Source organism: Bacteroides sp. PHL 2737 (genome assembly GCF_004115325.2).
Lineage (GTDB): Bacteria > Bacteroidota > Bacteroidia > Bacteroidales > Bacteroidaceae > Bacteroides > Bacteroides hominis.
Genome location: NZ_CP040630.1, coordinates 3,521,419 through 3,543,150, shown reverse-complemented (window position 1 = coordinate 3,543,150; position 21,732 = coordinate 3,521,419). Strand labels below are relative to the sequence as shown.

At 37.7% G+C, this 21,732-nt stretch carries 20 protein-coding genes; 13 read left to right on the top strand and 7 right to left on the bottom strand.

The genetic code is table 11. The features are described from left to right. Positions 1-422: 422 nt before the first annotated feature. Genes DBK98_RS14505 through DBK98_RS14495 form a run of 3 tightly spaced genes read left to right on the top strand, consistent with a single transcriptional unit; the run spans position 423 to position 2,159 of the window. Positions 423-1,178: a hypothetical protein gene (locus DBK98_RS14505; protein WP_005805814.1), complete on the top strand. Its 756-nt coding sequence runs from the start codon at positions 423-425 to the stop codon at positions 1,176-1,178. Next, the gene (locus tag DBK98_RS14500; RefSeq protein ID WP_005805811.1) at positions 1,168-1,794 is read left to right on the top strand and encodes a nucleotidyl transferase AbiEii/AbiGii toxin family protein; all 627 of its coding nucleotides are present in this window, start codon (positions 1,168-1,170) and stop codon (positions 1,792-1,794) included. The genes DBK98_RS14505 and DBK98_RS14500 overlap by 11 nt, the downstream gene beginning before the upstream one ends. After that, on the top strand, positions 1,791-2,159 hold the full coding sequence (locus DBK98_RS14495) for a hypothetical protein (RefSeq protein ID WP_005805809.1): 369 nt from the start codon (positions 1,791-1,793) through the stop codon (positions 2,157-2,159). The genes DBK98_RS14500 and DBK98_RS14495 overlap by 4 nt, the downstream gene beginning before the upstream one ends. Positions 2,160-2,296: 137 nt before the next feature. Here the strand turns inward: DBK98_RS14495 and DBK98_RS14490 are convergent, their stop codons facing one another. Continuing rightward, the gene (locus DBK98_RS14490; protein ID WP_005805808.1) at positions 2,297-2,749 is read right to left on the bottom strand and encodes a DUF1896 family protein; all 453 of its coding nucleotides are present in this window, start codon (positions 2,747-2,749) and stop codon (positions 2,297-2,299) included. A 261-nt stretch (positions 2,750-3,010) separates the two neighbouring features. Beyond that, complete coding sequence (locus DBK98_RS14485) at positions 3,011-3,745, bottom strand: DUF6088 family protein (RefSeq protein ID WP_032536075.1); 735 nt, start codon at positions 3,743-3,745, stop codon at positions 3,011-3,013. Positions 3,746-4,356: 611 nt separating this feature from the next. Between DBK98_RS14485 and DBK98_RS14480 the strand changes: the two genes are divergently transcribed. Both DBK98_RS14480 and DBK98_RS14475 read left to right on the top strand, forming a co-directional pair. Beyond that, positions 4,357-5,058 carry a helix-turn-helix transcriptional regulator gene (locus tag DBK98_RS14480; protein WP_005805804.1) on the top strand — a complete coding sequence of 234 codons (702 nt, stop codon included), beginning with the start codon at positions 4,357-4,359 and terminating at the stop codon, positions 5,056-5,058. Between the two features lie 26 nt (positions 5,059-5,084). Further along, a complete protein-coding gene (locus DBK98_RS14475) occupies positions 5,085-5,501 on the top strand; it encodes a hypothetical protein (protein ID WP_005805800.1) in 417 nt (138 codons plus the stop codon). A 135-nt stretch (positions 5,502-5,636) separates the two neighbouring features. Here DBK98_RS14475 and DBK98_RS14470 read toward each other — a convergent pair whose 3' ends face one another. The 3 genes from DBK98_RS14470 to DBK98_RS14460 are packed head-to-tail and all read right to left on the bottom strand — an operon-like array spanning position 5,637 to position 10,692. Further along, positions 5,637-7,730 (bottom strand): type IA DNA topoisomerase, encoded by a 2,094-nt coding sequence (locus DBK98_RS14470; protein WP_032536062.1) that lies wholly within the window; start codon positions 7,728-7,730, stop codon positions 5,637-5,639. 23 nt (positions 7,731-7,753) lie between these two features. Next, the gene (locus DBK98_RS14465; RefSeq protein WP_005805796.1) at positions 7,754-8,338 is read right to left on the bottom strand and encodes a hypothetical protein; all 585 of its coding nucleotides are present in this window, start codon (positions 8,336-8,338) and stop codon (positions 7,754-7,756) included. 5 nt (positions 8,339-8,343) lie between these two features. Further along, positions 8,344-10,692, bottom strand: coding sequence for a DUF3945 domain-containing protein (locus DBK98_RS14460; RefSeq protein ID WP_050503188.1), 2,349 nt, complete (start codon positions 10,690-10,692; stop codon positions 8,344-8,346). Between the two features lie 880 nt (positions 10,693-11,572). Here DBK98_RS14460 and DBK98_RS14455 point away from each other — a divergent pair. From DBK98_RS14455 to DBK98_RS14420, 8 genes are all read left to right on the top strand, one after another. Further along, positions 11,573-11,926 carry a hypothetical protein gene (locus DBK98_RS14455; protein WP_005805791.1) on the top strand — a complete coding sequence of 118 codons (354 nt, stop codon included), beginning with the start codon at positions 11,573-11,575 and terminating at the stop codon, positions 11,924-11,926. A gap of 14 nt (positions 11,927-11,940) precedes the next feature. Next, positions 11,941-12,555, top strand: coding sequence for a hypothetical protein (locus tag DBK98_RS14450; RefSeq protein WP_005805788.1), 615 nt, complete (start codon positions 11,941-11,943; stop codon positions 12,553-12,555). A gap of 28 nt (positions 12,556-12,583) precedes the next feature. Then, complete coding sequence (locus tag DBK98_RS14445; RefSeq protein ID WP_005805782.1) at positions 12,584-12,886, top strand: hypothetical protein; 303 nt, start codon at positions 12,584-12,586, stop codon at positions 12,884-12,886. A 437-nt stretch (positions 12,887-13,323) separates the two neighbouring features. After that, positions 13,324-13,638 carry a hypothetical protein gene (locus DBK98_RS14440; protein WP_032536059.1) on the top strand — a complete coding sequence of 105 codons (315 nt, stop codon included), beginning with the start codon at positions 13,324-13,326 and terminating at the stop codon, positions 13,636-13,638. Positions 13,639-13,683: 45 nt separating this feature from the next. Next, positions 13,684-13,959 carry a hypothetical protein gene (locus tag DBK98_RS14435; RefSeq protein ID WP_005805778.1) on the top strand — a complete coding sequence of 92 codons (276 nt, stop codon included), beginning with the start codon at positions 13,684-13,686 and terminating at the stop codon, positions 13,957-13,959. Between the two features lie 424 nt (positions 13,960-14,383). Further along, positions 14,384-15,118, top strand: a complete 735-nt coding sequence (locus DBK98_RS14430) for a bacteriophage abortive infection AbiH family protein (protein ID WP_005805776.1) — start codon at positions 14,384-14,386, stop codon at positions 15,116-15,118. Positions 15,119-16,088: 970 nt separating this feature from the next. Further along, positions 16,089-18,254 carry an SIR2 family protein gene (locus DBK98_RS14425; RefSeq protein WP_005805773.1) on the top strand — a complete coding sequence of 722 codons (2,166 nt, stop codon included), beginning with the start codon at positions 16,089-16,091 and terminating at the stop codon, positions 18,252-18,254. Positions 18,255-18,276: 22 nt separating this feature from the next. Then, positions 18,277-19,431 (top strand): FRG domain-containing protein, encoded by a 1,155-nt coding sequence (locus tag DBK98_RS14420; protein WP_005805770.1) that lies wholly within the window; start codon positions 18,277-18,279, stop codon positions 19,429-19,431. A 104-nt stretch (positions 19,432-19,535) separates the two neighbouring features. Here DBK98_RS14420 and DBK98_RS14415 read toward each other — a convergent pair whose 3' ends face one another. Together DBK98_RS14415 and DBK98_RS14410 are read right to left on the bottom strand one after the other, a co-directional pair. Then, the gene (locus tag DBK98_RS14415; protein ID WP_005805768.1) at positions 19,536-20,804 is read right to left on the bottom strand and encodes a Y-family DNA polymerase; all 1,269 of its coding nucleotides are present in this window, start codon (positions 20,802-20,804) and stop codon (positions 19,536-19,538) included. After that, complete coding sequence (locus tag DBK98_RS14410; protein ID WP_050503187.1) at positions 20,788-21,591, bottom strand: S24 family peptidase; 804 nt, start codon at positions 21,589-21,591, stop codon at positions 20,788-20,790. The genes DBK98_RS14415 and DBK98_RS14410 overlap by 17 nt, the downstream gene beginning before the upstream one ends. Positions 21,592-21,732 lie beyond the last annotated feature (141 nt).

Below are 21,732 nucleotides of genomic sequence, written 5' to 3'. Positions count from 1 at the left end.
AAATAATCGCCACTAAAGTAAGGCATCCATCTTGTAACTAATGAATTACAACACTCTATCGGCATCTTTTGCCACTATTTACTGCGCTTTGCGCTTTACTTCTGCTTCGGATAGATTTAATGACAAAAAGAGAATATATTGTTCAGTGTCATACTTCCTTTTTCTATTAAATGTATTGCAGCCTATATTGCTTTTCTCCATACAGCATCTCTTTCATTTATTAGGATTGAAGATAGATTTGATTGCTTCCGGCCATGCCGGGGGCTAAATAGTCTCATAAACGTAATTTTAATGCGTATAATCATCTCTTTCCCTTCTTTTATCGGTTCCTTTCAATGGCTGAATTATAAAGAAGATAAATAAATTACTTAGAATTATATTCAATCATCACTATTTTACTATCTTTGCATAAAATATTAAGTATGGATATAATTCAGTCATATAAGCAAATAGCACGTTATCGGTTACATAACGACTATGGGATACCGAAAGACAGTACGATAAAATCCCGTTTTTACAATTGGAAAAAGCAGGGGATATTGTCACATGTCCGTAAGGGGGTATATCTGCCTTCCGACCTCCAGGATAAATTCCGTATAGCGTGCAATGCGGTTGAAGACGGTTGTCTGGTTTACCATTCCGCATTGGAGTATTATTTGTTGCAGACACAGGAATTCAATTGGTTATATATTCATAGTTCCTCCAATTTTCGTACCTTTACCTACCGGAACGAATCATATATGTACAAGCCGGTCAAATTCTTGTACCGTCCGGTAGTTATTGGCGAAGGTGAACCATATCCTGTTCGGGTGACGTCCCTGAGCCAGACCATCATTGATTGTCTGTATAATATCAATCTGGCGGGGGGATTGGAGGAGTTGTTGTATGCGTTGGCGGAGCTTGATCCGAATGAAATCCATGAGAAGGATCTGCTTTATTGCTTAAAGGCTTATGGGAGTAAGAGCTTATACCAACGGACGGGATTTGTGTTGTCGCATTTTAAAGAAGCACTATCTCTGTCAGACGACTTCTTTGAGACTTGCAAATCCGGTATGGCACAGAGTATAAGCTATCTTGTCAATCCCTATCACTGTGATTCGTTTTCCAAAGAATGGAATCTTTGCATTCCGAAAAATATAATGAAGCAGATCCAAAAGGATAATTATTATGAAATTTGAATATAGCAAGGCTGAAATAGAAAGGGTGGCGCGTGAGCAGAATTACACGGTCAACAATGTGGAGAAGATTTTAAGATTGTCTTTCATTTTGAATGATTTGAATGTCATGCCCGAGTTCAAGGGCAAACTGCTATTGAAGGGGGGGACCGCCATCAATCTGATAGCCTTTGACAAGCTACCCAGGCTATCAGTCGATCTTGACCTGGATTTTGCCGAGAACCTGTCAAAAGAAAGAATGCAGGAGGAACGGGAAAAGATCAATCGTCCTTTGGATAAATATTGCCAGGAAAATGGATATCTCAAATCCGGGCGCTGTTCATTTTCATTGGATTCATTCTCATTATTCTATACTACGGCAACCGGCAGTCGTGATAAACTAAAGCTGGATATTAATTATCATAACCGTTGCCATATTCTTGAAGGGGAGGTCAGCGAGATTCCATTCCCATTTTCCATGAGAGATGGTGTTTTGACCGTGGCTCATGTAGCTGTGACGGAACTGTTTGCCGGCAAGATAAAGGCTTTTTACGAGCGGTACAAGCCAGGGACATTTATGACATATACAGTCTTGCAAAATCCGGCATACTATCATCTCAAGAAGAGCGAAATCTTTTGAGGCAATGTATCGTATTTTATAGCACATTAGGTAATATTGAACATCCGGAACTGCTGGAACAGGATGTCAGCCACATTTTAGACATGCCCTTTCAGGATATAAAGACACAGCTCTTGCCCATGCTTCATATCAACGCCGGCAAGTACCCTAAAGATGAGATCAATCGTATTGTGATAGAGTACCTTTCTTCCCTTTTGAAACTGGAAGAAGCAGAGAAGCAATATATTAATGAGTTTTATAAAGGAAACTATAATCCCTTCTTATTATTTAATGACAAAACTGCCACTACATTACTTGCTCATCCGGTTGCTTTAAGGACACAATTACAAATCAAAGAAATAAAAGAAAAAATAAGCGAGAACTAACCTACAAAATTTAATATGCGAAAGCAGGAGCTTTGCGCATAAAACATAAAAAGAGGAAGTACCTCCACACATGGGAGACACATCCTCTTTTCTCTTTTCAGCCACTGTACTATTTATTCTCTTACAACGGTTTACCTTTAAAGATCAATACCATTATCTTCAATGTAAGTTACTATCCGGCCGGTTATCTCCGTGTACAGAGCATCATATTCAGGACTGTCCTCAAAATTTTCATGAAGTTCATACTTGGCAAATACATCTTCACAGACCGGCATCATCTTCAGCGCAAACGGTCGGAACTGCTCTTCTTCGAGTTCTTTCGTAAATTCCTCGGTTAATACGGCGAATATCGTATCGAATTTAGAAAAGCCTAATCCCGCATAAAGAGTGCGGTTTGCTTCTGCGGACGCATCCAGATAATTACTCCCGCTGCGGACAGCATCTTCAAATGCTTCGGCGGCTTCTTGTGATCGGTTGGAAATAAACTCTTCATCATCCAGAAATTCCGGATAACTACTTTTAAGCATGCTTATCAGGTTAAGCCTGTAATAATTCAGATCTTCTGTTCTTTCTTCTTCTTTTTCTGTCATAACATTTGGATTTAGTGGTAAATTAATCTATTATTTAGAAGAGTATCTTTTTTAGTGTAAAGGCATCCGGTGTCCCCACCAGATGCCACCACTAAATCTCAAATTCATTTATGAACAAGTCAATTCTGAATAGAAATTCAGTGGTAAAGATACATCTTTTATTTAATCATCATTTAATATCACAATCAAAAACTTAAAAAGAGCACCATTTTACTCTTTGTTTCTATGGCTATCGTTAAAATACCCGTTTCATCACTCAGCTCACAGTATCCTCCATTTTTTGATGGTAGGTAGTACTGTTTCATCAATTCCCAGCGAGTAGGAAGTAACTGGATTCAAGCTGTCGTATAATGGCTTAGCCTGTTCCATGCCCCATAGTTTTTCAATCATCGCTCCGGTCAGAGCCCGTGTTCCCGGGTTATAATTCATTGCCAGTCCTATCAAACGATCCCTTTCGCTGTCAGGTAAGTCTTTCAATAGATACAATAAACGTTCGCACGATCTGTTTACATTAGCGTCCGGTATCTCCTTTATCATCCTGATAACATCGAGTAGTTGAAGCAGCGGAATCGTCTCCTCGGTTATTTCATTAACCTGCTGTACAAATATCACACAATAGATTCCCCTTCGTATTTTTACCTTTCGCTTATTCGTCGCTATCTGAATTACATTAGGCACTTGCGTTGTCAAAGCATATTTATTAAAGAGGACATAACCGGTCATATATCCGATTCTCCTCCCGTCCTTAACCAGCAAATCCTTCAAAATCTCCTCACGGCTTGGTTCTAATTCTCCGAATACGGACTTCTTCGGCTTATAGAACTTTCCTTTAGAAAACTTCTTCAGCTCTCCTTCCCGAACCATCTTGTTCAGAGCCTTGACAGCACATTCCGCAAAGCAGGGTGGCAAGTCGAGATCCCGCAATGTAAAAATCCAATCGGAATCAAAATTTCCGACCTTATTTCTTACTTCCCTACTAACAGTCCATGCAGCCATTTCAATCTTCTTTTCCGCAAAGATATTAAAATTTCCTGTTTTTATTCCAAAAAACTGGAATTTTTTTATCCGATTATAAATCACAATTCAAATATTATTCATATTATCAGCTATTTACTATGCCAAATTACGCAGAATATTCTATTTCCACTGAGTTCGACAATTACCTGGCGTATCTTCTTCTGACTATAGCGTCAATTTACTTTCCGGTTCCCAAAATGAAAGATAAAGTATGTCCCTGAAAAGAGTCTCTCATTGACTTATTCTCTTTTCTTATTATTCCTATGATTCATTTCAAGAAATTATTTTCATCGAACTAATAATAAAATGAAAGGGAGGAGAAATAAACAACACAAAACAACAATACATAACATTTTATTAAATTCCTATTATACAATATATTATATGCAAATAAAAACAAATACATAACATTTTAAATGTTATTTTATTGATAAAATGTTTGTTTTACGAATATTCTGTTTATCTTTGCACCGTCGTCAGAGGACGAAGTGACAAGTATCTGATTACAGATGCCTATTTTACTTTTAAATACGTGTATCAATCAGAGCGTCGCTCAATAGGAATTATTAATAAGAAAAAGAAATTTTAAAATGACAATAAAAGAAATTTTAAAAAACAAAGGTAAATCAGTTAAAGAATTGGCCGATCAATTACATATCCATCCTAATTCTCTTAGCCGAATTATCAACGGTGCTCCAACCAAAAAAAGCACATTGGAAAGCATAGCGAAAGAATTGGGAGTATCTGTGGATGATCTGACAAATGAGCCTAACAATATTTTAAGGCTACTGGATAGCGACGAAATGCGTATCGTTAAAATCATAACGATTGTAGCACCTACCCCATACGGGAAACAAGAGATCGGATATTTCATGTATGAACGCCCCCTTACCGCAAATTATAAGTTTACAGAAAGCGAAGCACCTTCATCCTTTGTTGAAGAGTATCCACGTCAACGAGACTACCCTCATGACGAATTGGACAAGATGATACTTAGAATAATCCAGACCGAATATCCGGAATCCAAACTCCAGAACAAATTCGTATCCTTCAATTTGGATTTAGAACATATTAAACAATTACAGGATCGTCCATCCAAAGAACTTAAAATATGGCTGACTCCAAATCCGACAGAGATAGAATCAGGAAGGACATATTACAAATATGAGAAAATATTTAATTTCTACACGAACTTCAGTGAGTCATTAGTAAGACAACTTTTTGTGTCTTCGTACTCCCTGGCCCAGGAAAAGAGGATGAATGAGCAACTCAATACAATGACTGCTCTATAATTAACAATATAATAATAGATAAAAGTATGAAACAAACAAGAATCATATGCTTAAAAGGCCGACATAACTGCGGCAAGACCACTACTCTTAATTATTTGATCGACCTTCTGGAAGTTCGAATCAATGGAGGAACTATGCCAACACCACATAAGGGAGATAGGCGAAAAGTATTCATTTACAAAGGTCTTATAATTGGGATCTCCACCTACGGAGATACCGAAAATATTCTCACACAAAACTGTAAATTCTTCGAAGATAACGCTTGCGATATTGCCTTTTCTGCCTGCCTTACTCGCGGTAAAACCTGCGCCGTATTAGATCATTTCGCTGCAAATAATCCCGGAAGTACAGTTACTTCCGTAAAGAAGATTATAGAAACGAATGCGAACATGCGATCGCAGAAAAACCTTAATCAGGCAACAGATTTACTGAATATGATTTGATAAGGTGGGCAGTCTAAACATTCAACTCGTTAGACTGCCCTTTTTTTATCCACATGGAATAACGACCAATACGAATAAGACAAGTCGTTTGCATTTACAAAGAGTCCGCACTTTCGTTCATTACGCTAAATCCTATTATTTCCTTTTTCTATTGTTCGGAAAAATAAAAGTAACTTTATATTGTTCATCAAACCCCAACGCCGCATCAAAGAGTTTCCCCTTTACGTTCTTGAACCCCTTTATCACTTCCGTTTTACCTTTCGTCACCAATGATGTAATTTGCTTATCCGTTAGCTGCTTGCCGCTTCGCTCACGAAAAACCGTCAGTCCACAATCCGGATCACTGCATTTGGCAACTTTATTGTAGAGCAAAATTCTTCCTTTCCCACATTTCGGGCAAGGGATATTCTCGCCGGATGCAATCGCCAGTTGGCTACTTAGTAATTCAGTTGTAATCTGGGTCGTATATACCTCTATCCCTTTATGGAAAGTAATTGCATCCATCTCACCGCTCTCAATTTTGGTAAGTGCATTCTCCCAGCTACCGGTCATCTGTATATCGGTTATCTTTTTGTCTTTTACAATATCATATACCGCCAGCCCTTTTTCGGTCGGCACCAGGTTTTTCTTTTCACGGACAATATATCCGCGCGAAAACAACGTTTCAATAATAGCGGCACGGGTAGCGGGAGTACCGATCCCGACATCTTTCATGGCGGCCCGCTCCTCCTCATTTTCCAGCTCTTTACCTGCGGTTTCCATAGCAGATAAAAGAGAACTTTCCGTATGTAACGGTTTGGGCTTGGTTTGTTTCTCCACATTATCACAGCTATTCGCAACCAGGGCTTCTCCCTCTTCCAGTTCCGGCAAGACGGTATTATCCTCTCCTTCCTCCTCTGAATTAAGTACGGATCTCCATCCGGAAAATTTAATAACAGAACCTCTTACTGAAAACAGAATACCTTCACTGTCCAACTTGACCGAAGTAACCTCTTTTATACATTTCTGTGAAAAAGCTTCCAGCATGCGTCCGGCAACCAATTCATAAATGGCACATTCATCGGAAGAAAGCTCACCCGGCAAAATTTCCGTAATGATGAGTGCATGATGGTCAGTCACTTTCGCATCATTAACCGGACGGTGGTTCAAAGAAGAAGTGTCCATTGCAGCTGCATAAGCCGCAAATCTGGGATATCGTGCCAACAACGCTATACGTTCCGGCATTTCTTCGAATACATCTTCCGAGATATAACGACTTCCGGTTCTCGGATAGCTTAGTACTTTCTTTTCATACAGGGTTTGCGCAAGAGTTAGTGTCTTGTCCGCCGAGAAGTTCAATTTCGTATTCGCCTCCTTTTGCAGCGCAGTCAGGTCATATAATAAAGGAGGTTCTTGATTAACCGTCTTCCGTTCCAGTTCGCTAACAGTTACTTTTCCGGATTGCATAACTTTTTGACCGGCAAGATCCGCCTTCGTCTTGTCACTGAACTTCTCTACGGACTGTGCGGAAAACGATATTTCTCCTTTGTCGGTTACCAGTTTCAGTTGCCAGTACTTCTCCGGTACGAAGTTCTTATTCTCCAGCATCCGTTTGCATATCATAGCCAGTGTCGGAGTCTGTACCCTCCCGAGTGAGAACACTCCGCTACCGGCGGATATGGTCAGAGCTTGCGAAGCGTTAATGCCGATCAGCCAGTCAGCCTCCGAACGGGCACGGGCAGAGAAATACAGGTTATCATACTTATCTCCTGGTTGCAACTTTTGGAAACCTTCTTTAATGGCCCGTTCGGTAAGTGAACTTATCCATAGTCTCTCACAGGGCTTATTGCATCCAATATATTCGTACAGATAGCGGTGAATAAGCTCGCCTTCTCTTCCGGCATCAGTGGCGACAATTATCTTATTGCACTTCTCAAATAACCCTTTAATGATTTTAATCTGTTTAAGCACTCCCGGATCGGATTTATACTCCTTGCCCGACTTAATCTGGCGAGGTATCAATTTGAACTGTTCAGGTAATATCGGCAGATTCTCTTTTCGGAATCCCGCAATTCCATATTCTTCCGGAAAAGCCAGTCCTACCAAATGACCGAACGCCCAAGTAACGGCATAACCGTTACCTTGAAGATATCCGTCTTCTTTGTTATTTGCTCCCAGTATCGTCGCAATTTCACGGGCAACACTGGGCTTTTCAGCAATCACTACTTTATCAAAATTTTCTGTTTTCATTCTATTCTTATCTAATTATTAAATCAACCGCATGTTACCGACTTACTTAGCCGCTGCCTTTCATCTTGCAAAGCCAACATCTCACGGTAGAAACCATAGCTTCTATGTTCATCCAAGTCTGTTTGCAGTATTCGATTGACGATATAGCGTTTCTTTATCCCCATATTACTCTCCGTTCTTTCTATTCCGGTAGTGCTGCACACCGCATCGAATGAATATACTCCGAACTCAATGGCAAAATACAATCCTCGAAAATCCAGATCCTTCACCGTGGGAAACTCCCCCTCCATTATCCAGGGCACGAAGATATTGTTCGTGAACTCTTCCGAAGGATCTTCCGGCAAAAGAGGGAGCTGTGACACATCCGGAAAGTCATACCTTAAAATTCTGTATGGCGGAATATACAAATCCGAACGTGTATGCTTCAGATGATATCTCACATACTGTTCGAACGCATAATCCGTCTCATTACTCTTATGAGCCAATGTACCCAATACCCAGCAATAATCGATCACTTTGTTCTCAGCCGTCATTACGGTGAAAAAAGAGAGGGTCTCCCGGAAATAAAAGAAATCTACGATTTTACGCAGTAGCCTTTTCACATTCATATCAATTACAATTTAGGACCTCTTTTCTTTTTAGGAGCCGGCTTATTTTCATTATTATCATTCGATTGCTTATTCTTATTTTTCTTCTCCTGTTTCTGTTCTGCCTGTGCTTCCGTAGGGGCCACCTGGCCGGTTTGAAGAGGTTTGTCAATATGTTTGGTAGCTTCATTGGTCTTACCTTCCGAGTTTACGGCAACCTGGGTTTGGTAATCCGCGGCAGGTTTTACTTTCTCTTGTTCCAATGCAGCTTTATACTCACTTTCAAACATGTGCCTAAATCCCGCTTCCGGTTTCCATGTTATATATCCCACATAAGGTTCTCCATTTTTATCCGTTTTACCGGAAATTTTGATTGTACCCCCGTTAGCAAGTTCATTTTGGGCACTTTCGGGCAACTTATGATTGCGATAGGCTCCTGGAACCTTATTCATATCTTCTGTTGCATTTGCCTGAGTTTGTTCTTGTTTCTTTTGAGGTTGGTTTGCGACCTGCTCGACTTCTCCTAACGCCAATCTCTTATGATATTCTGTCGGGAACATAAAGTCCGGCTTATTTTTCTGGAAGTTCCAAACCATATATCCCTGATAAGGCTTATTGGTATTCTTACCAATCAAATCCGACACATAGATCGTACCACCCTCAAACAGCGTTTTTTTCTCTTCCGAAGTATAAATATGGTCCTTGTATTTATTAGGTAAATCAGCCTCAGACTTCATGGCCTCTTTAGGGGCAGCAGGAGTTGGTGTGATAGGTTCCCCGTCATAGGCCGGTATCTTCCCCGCTTTCAGGGCTTCCTCATACTTATTGGCCATCACGAAATTGGGTTTTCCCTTCTCCATATCCCAGGCAAGGAAACCATCATAAGAAGTACCGCTTTTCGCTACGATTCCCGACAGATATACACTCCCACCCTGTTCCAGCTTTTTATGTTGCTCATCAGTTATTTCTTTACCTCGGAACTCGTGCGGTATATCATTTTTATGCAATTCCTTATGCGCTTCAATAGCCAGTTTTCCACGATCTTCGAATAAATATTCCACATAGCGTTTCTCTGCGTTAAATTGTACCGGGCAATCAAATGGTTCTCCTTTTTTGGATATCATCCCTTCCAAATAGACAGCCTTACCTTGACTAAGTTCTGCCTTTTGTTCATTAGTGAGCTTCAGATTACCTATTTCATCAGGTACTCTGATTTTTTCGGCTGGACAAGCAACAAAACCATTTGTCAGATGATCCACACTGATTATAGAGGGTACAATTTCTCCTGTGTTCGGATGAACAAGATCGACAATACGACCCATATTCTTTGTCTGTGCCAGATTTTTCGCATCGTCATCAGAGAATTCATGTCCCATAAATGGGAAATGGAACTCCGGTTTCCGTTTCACTCCCTCGATTGCCATATAGATCGTACCATCCTTACGTTCACGAAGGCTGAGTCTCGCATCACTATTAAGCACAGCACCACCCAGATGAACCGAAACATAGTGTAGCCCCGGAGATTTATACCCCTGTAACAACGTATCGAGCACATTGGCTTTGACTAATTTATCTTTTGTCAGGCCAAAAGCTTTAACCGAATCCCAGTCTATTTTATCCGGATCAAAACGATACTGTTTCGCTTCGGGCTGTGATTGTTCTGCCGTACCTTGCGGATTTACTTCCGGGGTTACAGTCTGTTTTGTAGAGTTATTACTTGCAGGACTCTGTTCGGCCTGCTTTGTTGCTGAAGCGTTAGGTCCCTCGACCTGTTCATTCTTCTTCTCTGGATTATTCTTTTCTTGTTCCATCTTTTCTAATATTTCTTTAATTAGTTCGGGAGTTATTTCATGCTTTTTCATTACTTTGGTAATCGCCTCTTCTGGATTATCCTTATGTCTCTGGAAGAGCTTACTGATTAGACCGGATATCTTGTCCGGTACTTTGAAGAATTTGACCCGTGTAGGGTCTTTTGCCTGACTAATGAAATTCGACAGGAAATTGGATAGTACATCTCCGCCACGATCCAATTTCAGAAAATCATTATTATGTTCTTCAGTAGCCGGGACAGTTTCAAGATTGCCGTCCTTATCGACACCCTTGACGGCTCTGACCTCATTTTTTTCCTGATCGAGTACAAGAAGAATATCAGACATCTCATCGCTTCTGTCGTCAAGTTCTGCCTGATTGAACAAGTCATTTAGTTCTTCTTCGGAATAAACATGTTCCTCTGATTGTTCCCGATTTTCCTCCGGAGGAGAAAATTCTTCCGGAGATTGCTGCTTCGCATCCGGCTTTTCTGTTCCCTGGTCAGGGTTTGCAGCCTGCTGCGTGCTTTCTTGCACATTAACCTCTTCTAATTTTTCATCATCCATAACATTTGCATTTTATCGTTAGTAATAATTTCCGGCTAAATTACAATTGTTATCTTTGTTATATATTGATTATCAGAGCGTTTGATATTCTATGCGCTTACTTGCATTAGTTTGCGTTACAACGATGATTTATGTAGAGTCGGGAGATTAAAAAAGTGGATTGATTATAGAAAACGGATGATCATATAGTAACAAAAAAGGTGAAACACGCCTGTTCCACCTCACAATTATGGGGTACATACTATCTCACGACAGGTACGAAGGTATCCCAAACACAAACAAAACAAACAATAATTAATACCTGGTTGGGGCTAAAACACTACTGTTTCTTGTAATCAATAAAAGCCCCCATCCTAAGGCTTCCGCCAACCTTGTTACAACAAAGCGCATCAGACCTTTACGGACAGAGGCAAATATCTGGTTAAGGCATAGTTATAATATAGTGCGATTGCTAAGTTCTGGTTCATGAGTTTTATTGTTTACGAAATCTTGTTTACTTTGATTGCAAAGGAAGCCAATTCGTATGTAATTCAGTTATCCGATTTCCTCAAACACTTTCCCTTTTTCCCTATTTTGCTTTATTAACTATTAATGAGTAACCATTTACTTTCCTGATTTCATTTGAAATCAAAATTTCATAAAGAAACTATTTGGCAAAACATTGTCGAAGGTATATCAGTCCCATTTACTGCTCTAATTATTTTTATAAATCTCCAGACCTCCCTTTCAGGGTGCTAGTATTTAAAAAAATAATTAGATCTGTAACTGTGACTGACCTTCTGATTGCCAATGTTGTTCCCAAACAGTTCCCTAAAGGGAATTTTATTAGGGGGGGGCGACAAGCGATATTAAAGAATGTATAACATCAAAAGATAAGACAATGAAAAGGAGTTTTGTATTAGTAAGAAATATGGATGCCGTTATCAGAAATATGATAGCCGCCAATCAGTGGAATAATACTTCTTACGAAGTAACCCTAAATCAATCGGTCACCCACCTATTGAACGACCCGTATCTAACGCCGGATATTGATCTATTAGAAATCAAAGACTTATTCAACAAGCACTTATTGAAGATAATATCCAATCCGGATATATGGATAAAAAGAATGAATGAGTACTATACAATCAATAGTTCTTTATCACTCAAAGAGATAGAAAAGCAGGAACAAATCGTTTTAAAAAGCCGGCTTTACCTTAGTTACATTTTCACAAGTATTTATCACCAAATATAAAAATCAAAAGAATTATGGGAAATCTCATTTATATCAGAATATTACAGCACGATACAGAGGATCAAATCCGCATAGGCAACTCCTACCCGATCAATGACCTGGATAAAGCAGAAGAGAATATCGTCGCTTTATACGAGAAAGATACAGCCTGGTGTGGCGGATTTGAAGCGGCTTGTAAGCAATATTACAAACACATAGCAATCATTGATGCCGGCACATTGGAAGTTATCCGATCTATTTATGGAAAAAAGAAAGAGTATGTTTTCATCATCGAAAACAGTCAAAGAGAAGTCATAGGTACAATAACAATACAGGCAGAAAGTCTGCCTTCACACATTACCATTTGTCAATCGGTGCGTGAAAAGTTCCCGTTGGCAGCCACCTATAAGCTTCAGAGTGACTATAACATACTGCAAGATCCATGTCCGGTAGAAGATCCCAAGAGTATAAGCGGATGTTCACCGGAAGAAGCATCAAAACGTTCCTTCATCGCAGGATCAAAATATATGAAAGAGAAAGCCATCGAAGCATTCAAAAAAGATTGTCCTTGTTGGTCGAGATTTGAAAAAGGCAAAAAATGCGATGAATGTTCCTGGCTAAAAGATTTTAGAAATTCACTTGACCATTAATTAATCCAATATAAATAAAATTATTCACATGAGAAAAGAACTTATTTATCTGAAACGTCGTTTTAAACGTCTATCCAAAGTTGATAGATGCATGTTAACATTTGATTTTTTGACAGTGACTATAAATCTATTGTGCTGTGTCATTACCCATAATATTCTGTATTTCTACATTGCTTCATGGATAGGAGCATGTATGGGTAGTCACATTTATTATCAGAAGAGAATCCGTCTTTATTCCATCGGTTATTATTATACCGGTAAAATAATTGGAATGAATGCGGCCTATAAATATCATCAGAATAAAAACAGTAACAAAATATTCATGAACTAACAAAATGAATAAGATACAAGAACGGAGTAATGAAAATCAATGAATATATAATTATGACTACAAAAAACAAAACCTACCCCTCTCCGGCCTTATTTTGGAGATGCGTAACATCATCCACAACAATGGCCGTTTCTGTTTTTCAGATTTTGCCCGCGATATTGAAATCTTAATATCCATGCAGGAAAAGATGAATGATTTCATTCAATATTGGGCAATACGAGAAAACGGTACAAAAATAGCTGATTATAGCCATGAAGTAAAGATTTGGGCACAAAGTTGTAAATGCCAGGGGATATACAAGATCACATTTGAGAATGGCTTTTATTCATTTGAGAGGATTAACATATAATCCGGTAGTCCCTTCGGGCTACCACAATAAAATAAAGGAAGACAATATGAACAATTGAATATATTTTTTTAACTAGTAACAATAAAATATGAAAGCAATGAATTTTTTAAGTACAAAAATCTTATTAGCGATTTATAATAAGCTCAGTGATATAAGTGTAAATATTGACGATATATTAATGAAAAAGTGTATGAAACTTATACAACCCTTGATAGAGCAAGATGAATTTGAAAAGGCAAAGATGGAGATAAACAAGTTCTTTGGCCCCCAATCAGAAGTATCGGTAGCCAAGAATTTATGTATTTTCCAATTAGTTAACGCTTTTGATAAGTATAAAGAAAAGCAAAATTTAGGGCAATGCGATAATAATCAAACTGAAAAACACCGGAGAGATACTGTTTAAAATGAAACAGCATCATAAAGCATAAGGAGAAACAAAATTAGAATTATGGCAACAAAAGAGAAACTAATCAAGGTCGTATTCCAAAAATACAAAAATGGAGAGGTCATAGCCCTTTTTCCTGAAATGCCCTGGAACACCCACAACTATACAACAACCTCATATATGCACTTAGGGCAACATGGAGATGCTGATTACTCGGGAGTAATAGCCGATACCGTGCCCGCTAATTTCGAGGAATATCAGTCTTTGTTTAGGGAATTACAAAATATAGGCTATCAGAAATTACGAATTATCAAACGATCCCGACCGATATATCGCTAACTTTTGATATAGACGTATCGGTAAATCGTAACAAAGCCATAGCAGGATGGCAAATTTATCTTATTGCATATACTTACCTGTGGAATTTTAAGTGAAATAAAGAACTAAAGGAAGAAAGGGATTCCAATAAAAAAAGGAACTGTCTATCGCTCATTATTGTTAGACAGTTCCAAATACATAGACATAGAGATTAATTAAAACAACTGTGTCATCCAATTTATTCATTAGCAAATTCCATGTTACTTTCCTGTTTCTCCCAAGCAACGCTTCCTGATTTAGGCATCACTGACATAATTGATGGAGAATATAGAGAGATCATTCAACCCCAATAAAGCTTTGGGCGTAATAAAAAACCTGCATATTAAAAAAAACATTATATTAGCAGTCTTTATTCACAAGTATTATTTGTCAACGATCATAAGAAATGAAAAAACTATATATCATTGGAAACGGCTTTGATTTATATCATGGTCTTCCGTCTTCTTACTACAGTTTCAGAGATTATGTGAAAATACATGATCCTGAATTATTCGATCGTATTGAGATGTATCTCTACCCAACAAGTAATTCTCCAGAAGCCAATCTTGATTTATGGAAAAACTTCGAAGAGTCCCTTGGTAATTTGGATGATGATAAATTAAGGGATTTTGCCAGAAATTATTTAGTTGAATACGGTGATGATGATTGGAGCGAAGATTATAATTTCACTTACCAGCGTTCTCTTAGTGAGATCACAGATAGTCTCAATATACAGTTACGTGACCTTCTAAGGAGCTGGATTCAAGATGTTGACAAGGTCCTTCCCAATAAAAATAGAATACCTTTAGACAAAGATGCCAAATATCTATCCTTTAATTATACGCATACTTTGGAAAACCTATATGAACTATCTAAAGACATACTTCATATTCACGGCTTAGTAAGTGACGAAAACTCTCAGTTAACACTTGGTCACAGCCAAGAACCTAAACCTCGACGTACGGAAGAAGATATCAAAAACAGCATGAGTGCAGAGAGTTACGAGGAATATAAGGAAGAACGTGCCGGGGATGATCCCAGGATTTATGAGGGTGAAGATATTATCGGGGAATATTGGGAAAATTCATATAAAAACACGTCAAAGATTATTTCCGAAAATCAGTTTTTTTCGATGATTTAAAAGATATAGAAGAAGTCCATGTTATAGGATTGTCATTTTCTCCTATTGATTTAGATTACCTGCATGAAGTCTGTCGTCAAACGCCTAATGCCAAGTGGTACGTTAGTTTTCATACTCTTAAAGAAAAAGAAGAATTCAGGGAAGTACTTATCAACATTTTAGGGGTCAAGGAGAATAATATTCAACTATTTCATCTATAACCAAGACCAGTTATCGCATTGATGTTTTATGCCTACAATGTGAACATTGTTCTTTTGAGCAACATAAATACTTTATTAGGTATTGTACTGGTTGTGGAAAATAGTTGCAAATTATTTTCCTATATCAAAAAGCTATTTTTCTAAACTATGATTGATTGGGGTACAGTTGTACCCCAATCTGTAACCATTTAATTTTTTACGATCATGATATAGCTTGCTGTAAGATCTGATAAACAATTTATCTCTTCTATGTGAAAACATAGAGCAGAGGGATAATTATGTTTAATTTTAAATCAGATCAAAATGAAAGCAAGAGATCTTTTACGTGTTTGTTACCAGGTTGTATATACCGCTATTTGTATTATACTTCTTGTGGATTTAATTTGTGGCGTCAAATTCATATCAATGAATGCCATAAGTTTTGTAGGGAATTTCCTAAGTATTACACCCAATCTTATAAAAGGCGGGATTGTATTACTGGGAAGAATATTAAATAAAATAATCTAAATCAAAAAGCCGGAAACAATTAATGTTTCCGGCTTTTTGATTTCTGTCATGTGTAAGGCTCAACAATTCGACAGTTACTGACTAAATTAGAACTATTTCTAATCGAAAAAGTATTTCACATTCATCATCCTCTTTCTTCAAAAAATTGTATATTTGCTGAATATGAAAAAACATTTGTTGATGATGTGATTCGTTACAGAATGAGTTTAATAACATTAGAGACGAGTGGTAGATATTGTTTTCCTGACAAGCACAAATAAATTATGAAAAAAAATGTAATATTGGCGGGAGCCGGTGTATCATTAGACCCACCAGCAAATTTCCCGATAGCCATAAGAATCATAAACCAACTTAAACAAGTGATTTGGCCTAATCATATTGAACTTCCCAAGAATGATATTCGAGATGGTGACATTAATAAGTTGGAAGGAGATTTTATTCGTTTTGAACAACTCATAGACACTTTGTCGACCTATGATCCCGAATTGACGGTACTTGATGCCGTCGGTTACTATCAGACCCCAAATTTGAATCATTTCAATTTAGCCCAAGCCGCTATAATGGGAGATTATGTTATTACCCCCAATTTCGACTCTCTGATAGAACAGGCTATTTTGAAACTAAACTATATTCCGAAGAGTATATGTACAGAAAATGATTTCAACGAATATACCCCCAACAAGGAAGCCGTGCCTGTATTCAAGATTCACGGGAGCTTTTTCAAGTACACCGGTCACAGGGATGAATATGAGATCAAGAAAGAGACAATGCAGGCTTCCTTGACATCGATCGCTGCCCGAAATTCCTTGTTTAGTTTGAGCGAAGAGAAATTCCACCTATTAAAAAAAGCCATTGCGGAATCCGATAAGCTGATAATCGTTGGATATTCAGGCTCTGATGATTTTGACATCATTCCTAGTCTGATTGATATTCGTCCAAGTCATGTGGTTTGGATAGAACACGAAATGAACGCACCAAAAGATCATGTAACCCTTGAGGACAAGAGTGAAGAAGTTCTGTCATCCATACAAAAAATGGCTGGTGTTTTACCTGGAAAGGAAAATTTCTTAAAGCATCTGGCGGACTTCGGTTCTACGATTGAATATTACCGCTTGAATACCGCTGCTTATTTATCTGCTTTATTTGGACAGAAAGAACTACCGGATGAACCTGCTCCTACATTGACCTTAAACTTCGAACAACATATTAAAAGTTGGGGAAATAAACTTTCCATCGAAATGAAGAAGGATATGGTTGCAAGGCTTTACTATGACCTTAGTATGTATCAGGAAGTTTTAGATATTTGGGGAGACATTGAACCTACCTCCCCTATGTACATAGAATCCCTTTTTTCTTGCGCCAAATGTCTGGACCAGTTGTCAAGATATAAAGAGAGTGCAATGATAATCGATCAACTATTGCAATTGGACAATATCATGAAACATCCTTTATACCCCCTGCTACTGGAAAAGAAAGCATATGTGAATTCTAAATTTGGCGAGAAGGAATCAAATCGCTTAAGTAATCAAGAAATTGAAGCCTTATTTTTAAAAGCCATTGACATCCAAGAGGGTAACAATTCCAATTGTTTTAGTTTTTATAATAATTATGGACTCTTTTTACGGGATAGAAATCGGATAAGTGAAGCTGAAAAATATTACGATCTTGCCTTGAAGCAAGCATACGAAAAAGGTAATCTAAAATATATTACTTGGATTATGAATAATCAGGCGACCTTATTATTCGATAAGGGAAACTTTAACCAGGCATTGGCTATCGGCAACGAAGGATTTGCACTGTCAAAGAAGATTGGAGACTACCGACAAGCAGGGGTGTTTGAGAATTTACTGGCAAATATTTGTTTCATTAACGGACAAATAGAAGATTCAATCCAATATTGTAAAATCAGTATTCAACGTGATATAGTCCTGGGAAATGAACCAGACTCTTCGGTAAACTGGTTGTTACTTGGTGAATGTTACTTTGAAATAGAAGAATATAGTGAAGCCAGGAAATGTTATGACAAATCGTTACTTTGTTTCGATAATTCAGCAGATAAAGATTTCCTTTATGAACTTCGTTTCCTAAGATTGCTTTTGTTCTTGACTATTGGCTCATTTGAGAACGCATGGGAGGAATGTAACCAAATGGAGGATAACTCTTTCGACTTAAGAGAAACTCTATTCCACACACTGGCAAAAGGCATTATGACTCCATCTTATAATTTCGATGAAGTTTTGAATAGATTACAGGAAGATTTGAATGAGATTTATGTATATATCAATATGGTATATTATTTATCCTTATTAGAAATTCCAATTGAACAAATTGGAAAGAAACATATATATTATGCGTCTGACAAATTTATGGAACTTAAGAACTGGAATAGGTATAATCGCCTTCTAGCTTGGAATAAAAATAAAAAATAGAGAATATAAATACTTTATGGATATGATGTATTACGATTATTATCGAGATGATTTTGATATCTCAGAATGTCAACATCCTCTTCAGCCGGATTACAATTATATGATAAAAAAACTCAAAGAGTACAATATTTCAGAAGCAGAGGTGAAACTATTGTATTCTTCGGGGTATTACTGTTTGGAAAACATAGATATGATTGTAGACCGCTTTTATTTTGGCAGCCAACTTATTTATGACGGTGTGTCAGGATTTCATTTCTCTGAAATATCAAGATTATTATCAGAACCAAGATCAAGGGTATGGGTAAAGCATGCTGGTTCTCTTTCTGAAGTATTGTCTATTATAGAGAAATACCCCGAACAACATGGTACTTTATTTCGAGGACAAATTGATAATTATTTGATAAATAGAGAAATCAACAATCCTTTTTTTACCATACCCGGACTTGGAGAAGTTTCCCTTCTACCCTCTCTATGGAGGATTGTCAAAGAGAACCTCCCCAGTACTTATATTTCATATATTCCGATGAAGTTGCTTGAATGGTCATTAATATTTAGTCAGCAATTTGATTGGCAGAACATCCGTGAACAAATAGAGCGAATAAAGAAGACAGAAGGTCATTATCCTTCACTTACAGAATTGGAGGAGTGTAATGATGAATCATTAAAAGAATATGGGAAGATGGCTGTAGATCTCATGTATGGCCATAATACATATTACGCTGACACATTATCCACCTTATTGCAACATTATGGACTCTATACTCCACTACTCGATCTGACTGAAGATCTCAATGTTGCCCTATTTTTCAGTACACACAAATTTAATAGCAGGAATACTTCTTATGAGTTTATCGGCAATAATTCAGGGAAATCGGTCTTGTATCTAATTGAATATGATCCGGACAATATGAAAAAGTTTGAAGATAGGGAAAATTTAATCCAAACTTTTAAACCTTTAAGACCTATTCTCCAAAAATGTGTCATTTGTAAAAGTGATCCATTTTGTATTAATTTGCCGGCTATGTTTTTGAAAGGAATTATATATCTGGACTTTAAAATTTCTGAAAACATTTCAGGAATCAAACCTGAAGATATTTTCCCAAATGAGACAAAGGATCTTTTTTTATCCTACATTTCAAGAGATTCGCTTATCGGGAAACATGTAACCCGTTTCTAACAAAAGCACTCAATTGCAATCTGGATTTAAGAGGTTTAACCACGCATTGGTAATGTCTGCCACGTTGGTACATTCTACAATGGCAAATTCATCATGCCCATGTTCTATCTACAGTTAATAGATAAAATCTCGCTTATATTAGTTGTATAGCATTGTGACAAATTGTTTTGCCTCAAATGCCATTTTGCAGCTTTATCATTTCCTTGTGCAGCTATACGAACCCCATGCTTGTACTTTTCGTTAATCCGGTCAATGGCCTGCATCAGCATGTCGGATTTTCCTGTGTCATTTGCTTTAAAGAGGTTCAATTGGACACGATTCTGATCAGCAATCTCCATGATAATTACCCCTGCCTTTTTATATTGAAACCCCGGACGAAATACTTTCTTTAGCCCAAGTTGTGCATAATGAATAATCTCTCTTGTATCAGAAGAAGGAATGGGTAGTTTGACAATGATGCTCTTTGCATATTGGGGCTGGTCAGTCCGGAAGTGATTGGTATGTATAAATACCATTATCGAAACAGCTACCGACCTTTGTTGTCTTAACTTGCGGGCACAACTGCCGGCATAATTAGCAATAGCTTCTGCCACGACTTCATATTGGGAAGTCATCTCACCGAAAGACCGGCTGGTGCAAATTTGTTTTCGTGAAGAAGGCATAAGTTCCATATCAAAACACGGTTCGCCCAACAATTCCCAATAAGTACGTTCTCCCATGACGGTCATGTTTTTACGTACCCATTTGACCGGCATACGTATAAAGTCATATGCCGTTCTTACTCCATGTCTTTCCAGTTTGGCTGCCTGACGTTTCCCTATTCCCCAAACATCCGATATATCGAATAACTTCAATGCTTTCTCACGTTTGGCACAACTGTCAATAATACAAACGCTTCGGTAACCAGGATACTTTTTCGCAAACTTATTTGCCATTTTAGCAAGGTTTTTTGTCTCACCAATTCCTAAAGAGACAGGAATACCGGTTCCTCGTCTAACTGTTCTTACGATTGTTTCCCCATATTCATAAAGATTATAGTTTTGAAATCCTTTAAAAGAAAGAAAACTTTCATCGATCGAATATATTTCATATTCTTCAACGAAATGTCCGAGTAATGTCATTACTCGATTAGAAATATCTCCATATAAAGCATAATTTGAAGAATACACTGCTATGTTATGTTTTTCGATCAGTTCCTGACTCTCGTACAAGCTTTGTCCCATTTTAATACCAAGTTCTTTCACTTCATTTGATCTGGCAACAATGCAGCCGTCATTGTTCGATAAAACAACAACCGGACGATTATTTAGAGAAGGATTGAACAGACGTTCACAACTCACATAAAAATTATTTCCGTCAACCAGCCCTACCATTTAGTCTCCTGTAATGAAATTGCTTAATATTTGAAACAACAATTCCCCAAACAAGAAAATCATCTTCCTCTGATAATTTAATTGGGGAATAGGCCGGATTGGAAGGTAAAAGCCATGCACTATCATTTTCAACCTTAACTCTCTTCAAGGTGAACTCACCATTGATGTAGCAAGCTGCCAAACATTGGTCATAAGGGGTAATAGATTTGTCAATAATCAAAAGATTACCGTCTTCGATGCCATCTTCAATCATAGAATCTCCAACTGCAACAGTCACAAAGGTTGTCGATGAATTCTTGAATAGAAGCTGGTCGAAGTCAATCTTTCCAACGATCTGTTTTTGTACAAAAGAAGGCAGACCTGGATATTCACCAGTCAATACAGGCAGTGACTCAATGTTATGATGAAAATGTTCCTTATAGGTTTTGATGTTGGCTGTTACTACTCCCAATACTATCAAATTGTTTTTATCATTATTCCTAATCTTCCTGATTAAAAATTCACCATCTTTGATATAAGCGATAATATCATTATCATTGGGGAGGAGCGATTGGTCAATAACCAAAAGGTTCCCTTCTTCAATATTCTCATCAGACATTCCTCTTTCAGCGACAATGACAAAGGTATTATTGGGTTTTGGAGCAATAACCCTGTTCATATCAATGCTTTCCTGCAAATAGTCCTGCGCTGGATTTGGAAATCCCGCTTTGATTCCATCTGCAATGAATAGAATTTCGCTAACGTGCAACTCCTGCACGCCATATATATTTATTTCCTTTTTTCTCATTAGTGATCTCCTGTCACAAAGATAAGAGCAAGTTTGGTTAAGTGATGCAAGGGAAAATCAATAATGCTAATTTATAGTTAAGTGGTACCCTTAAATTATTAAATAGAGCCATAACAGAAAGAAAGTTTGCACTAACGAAAC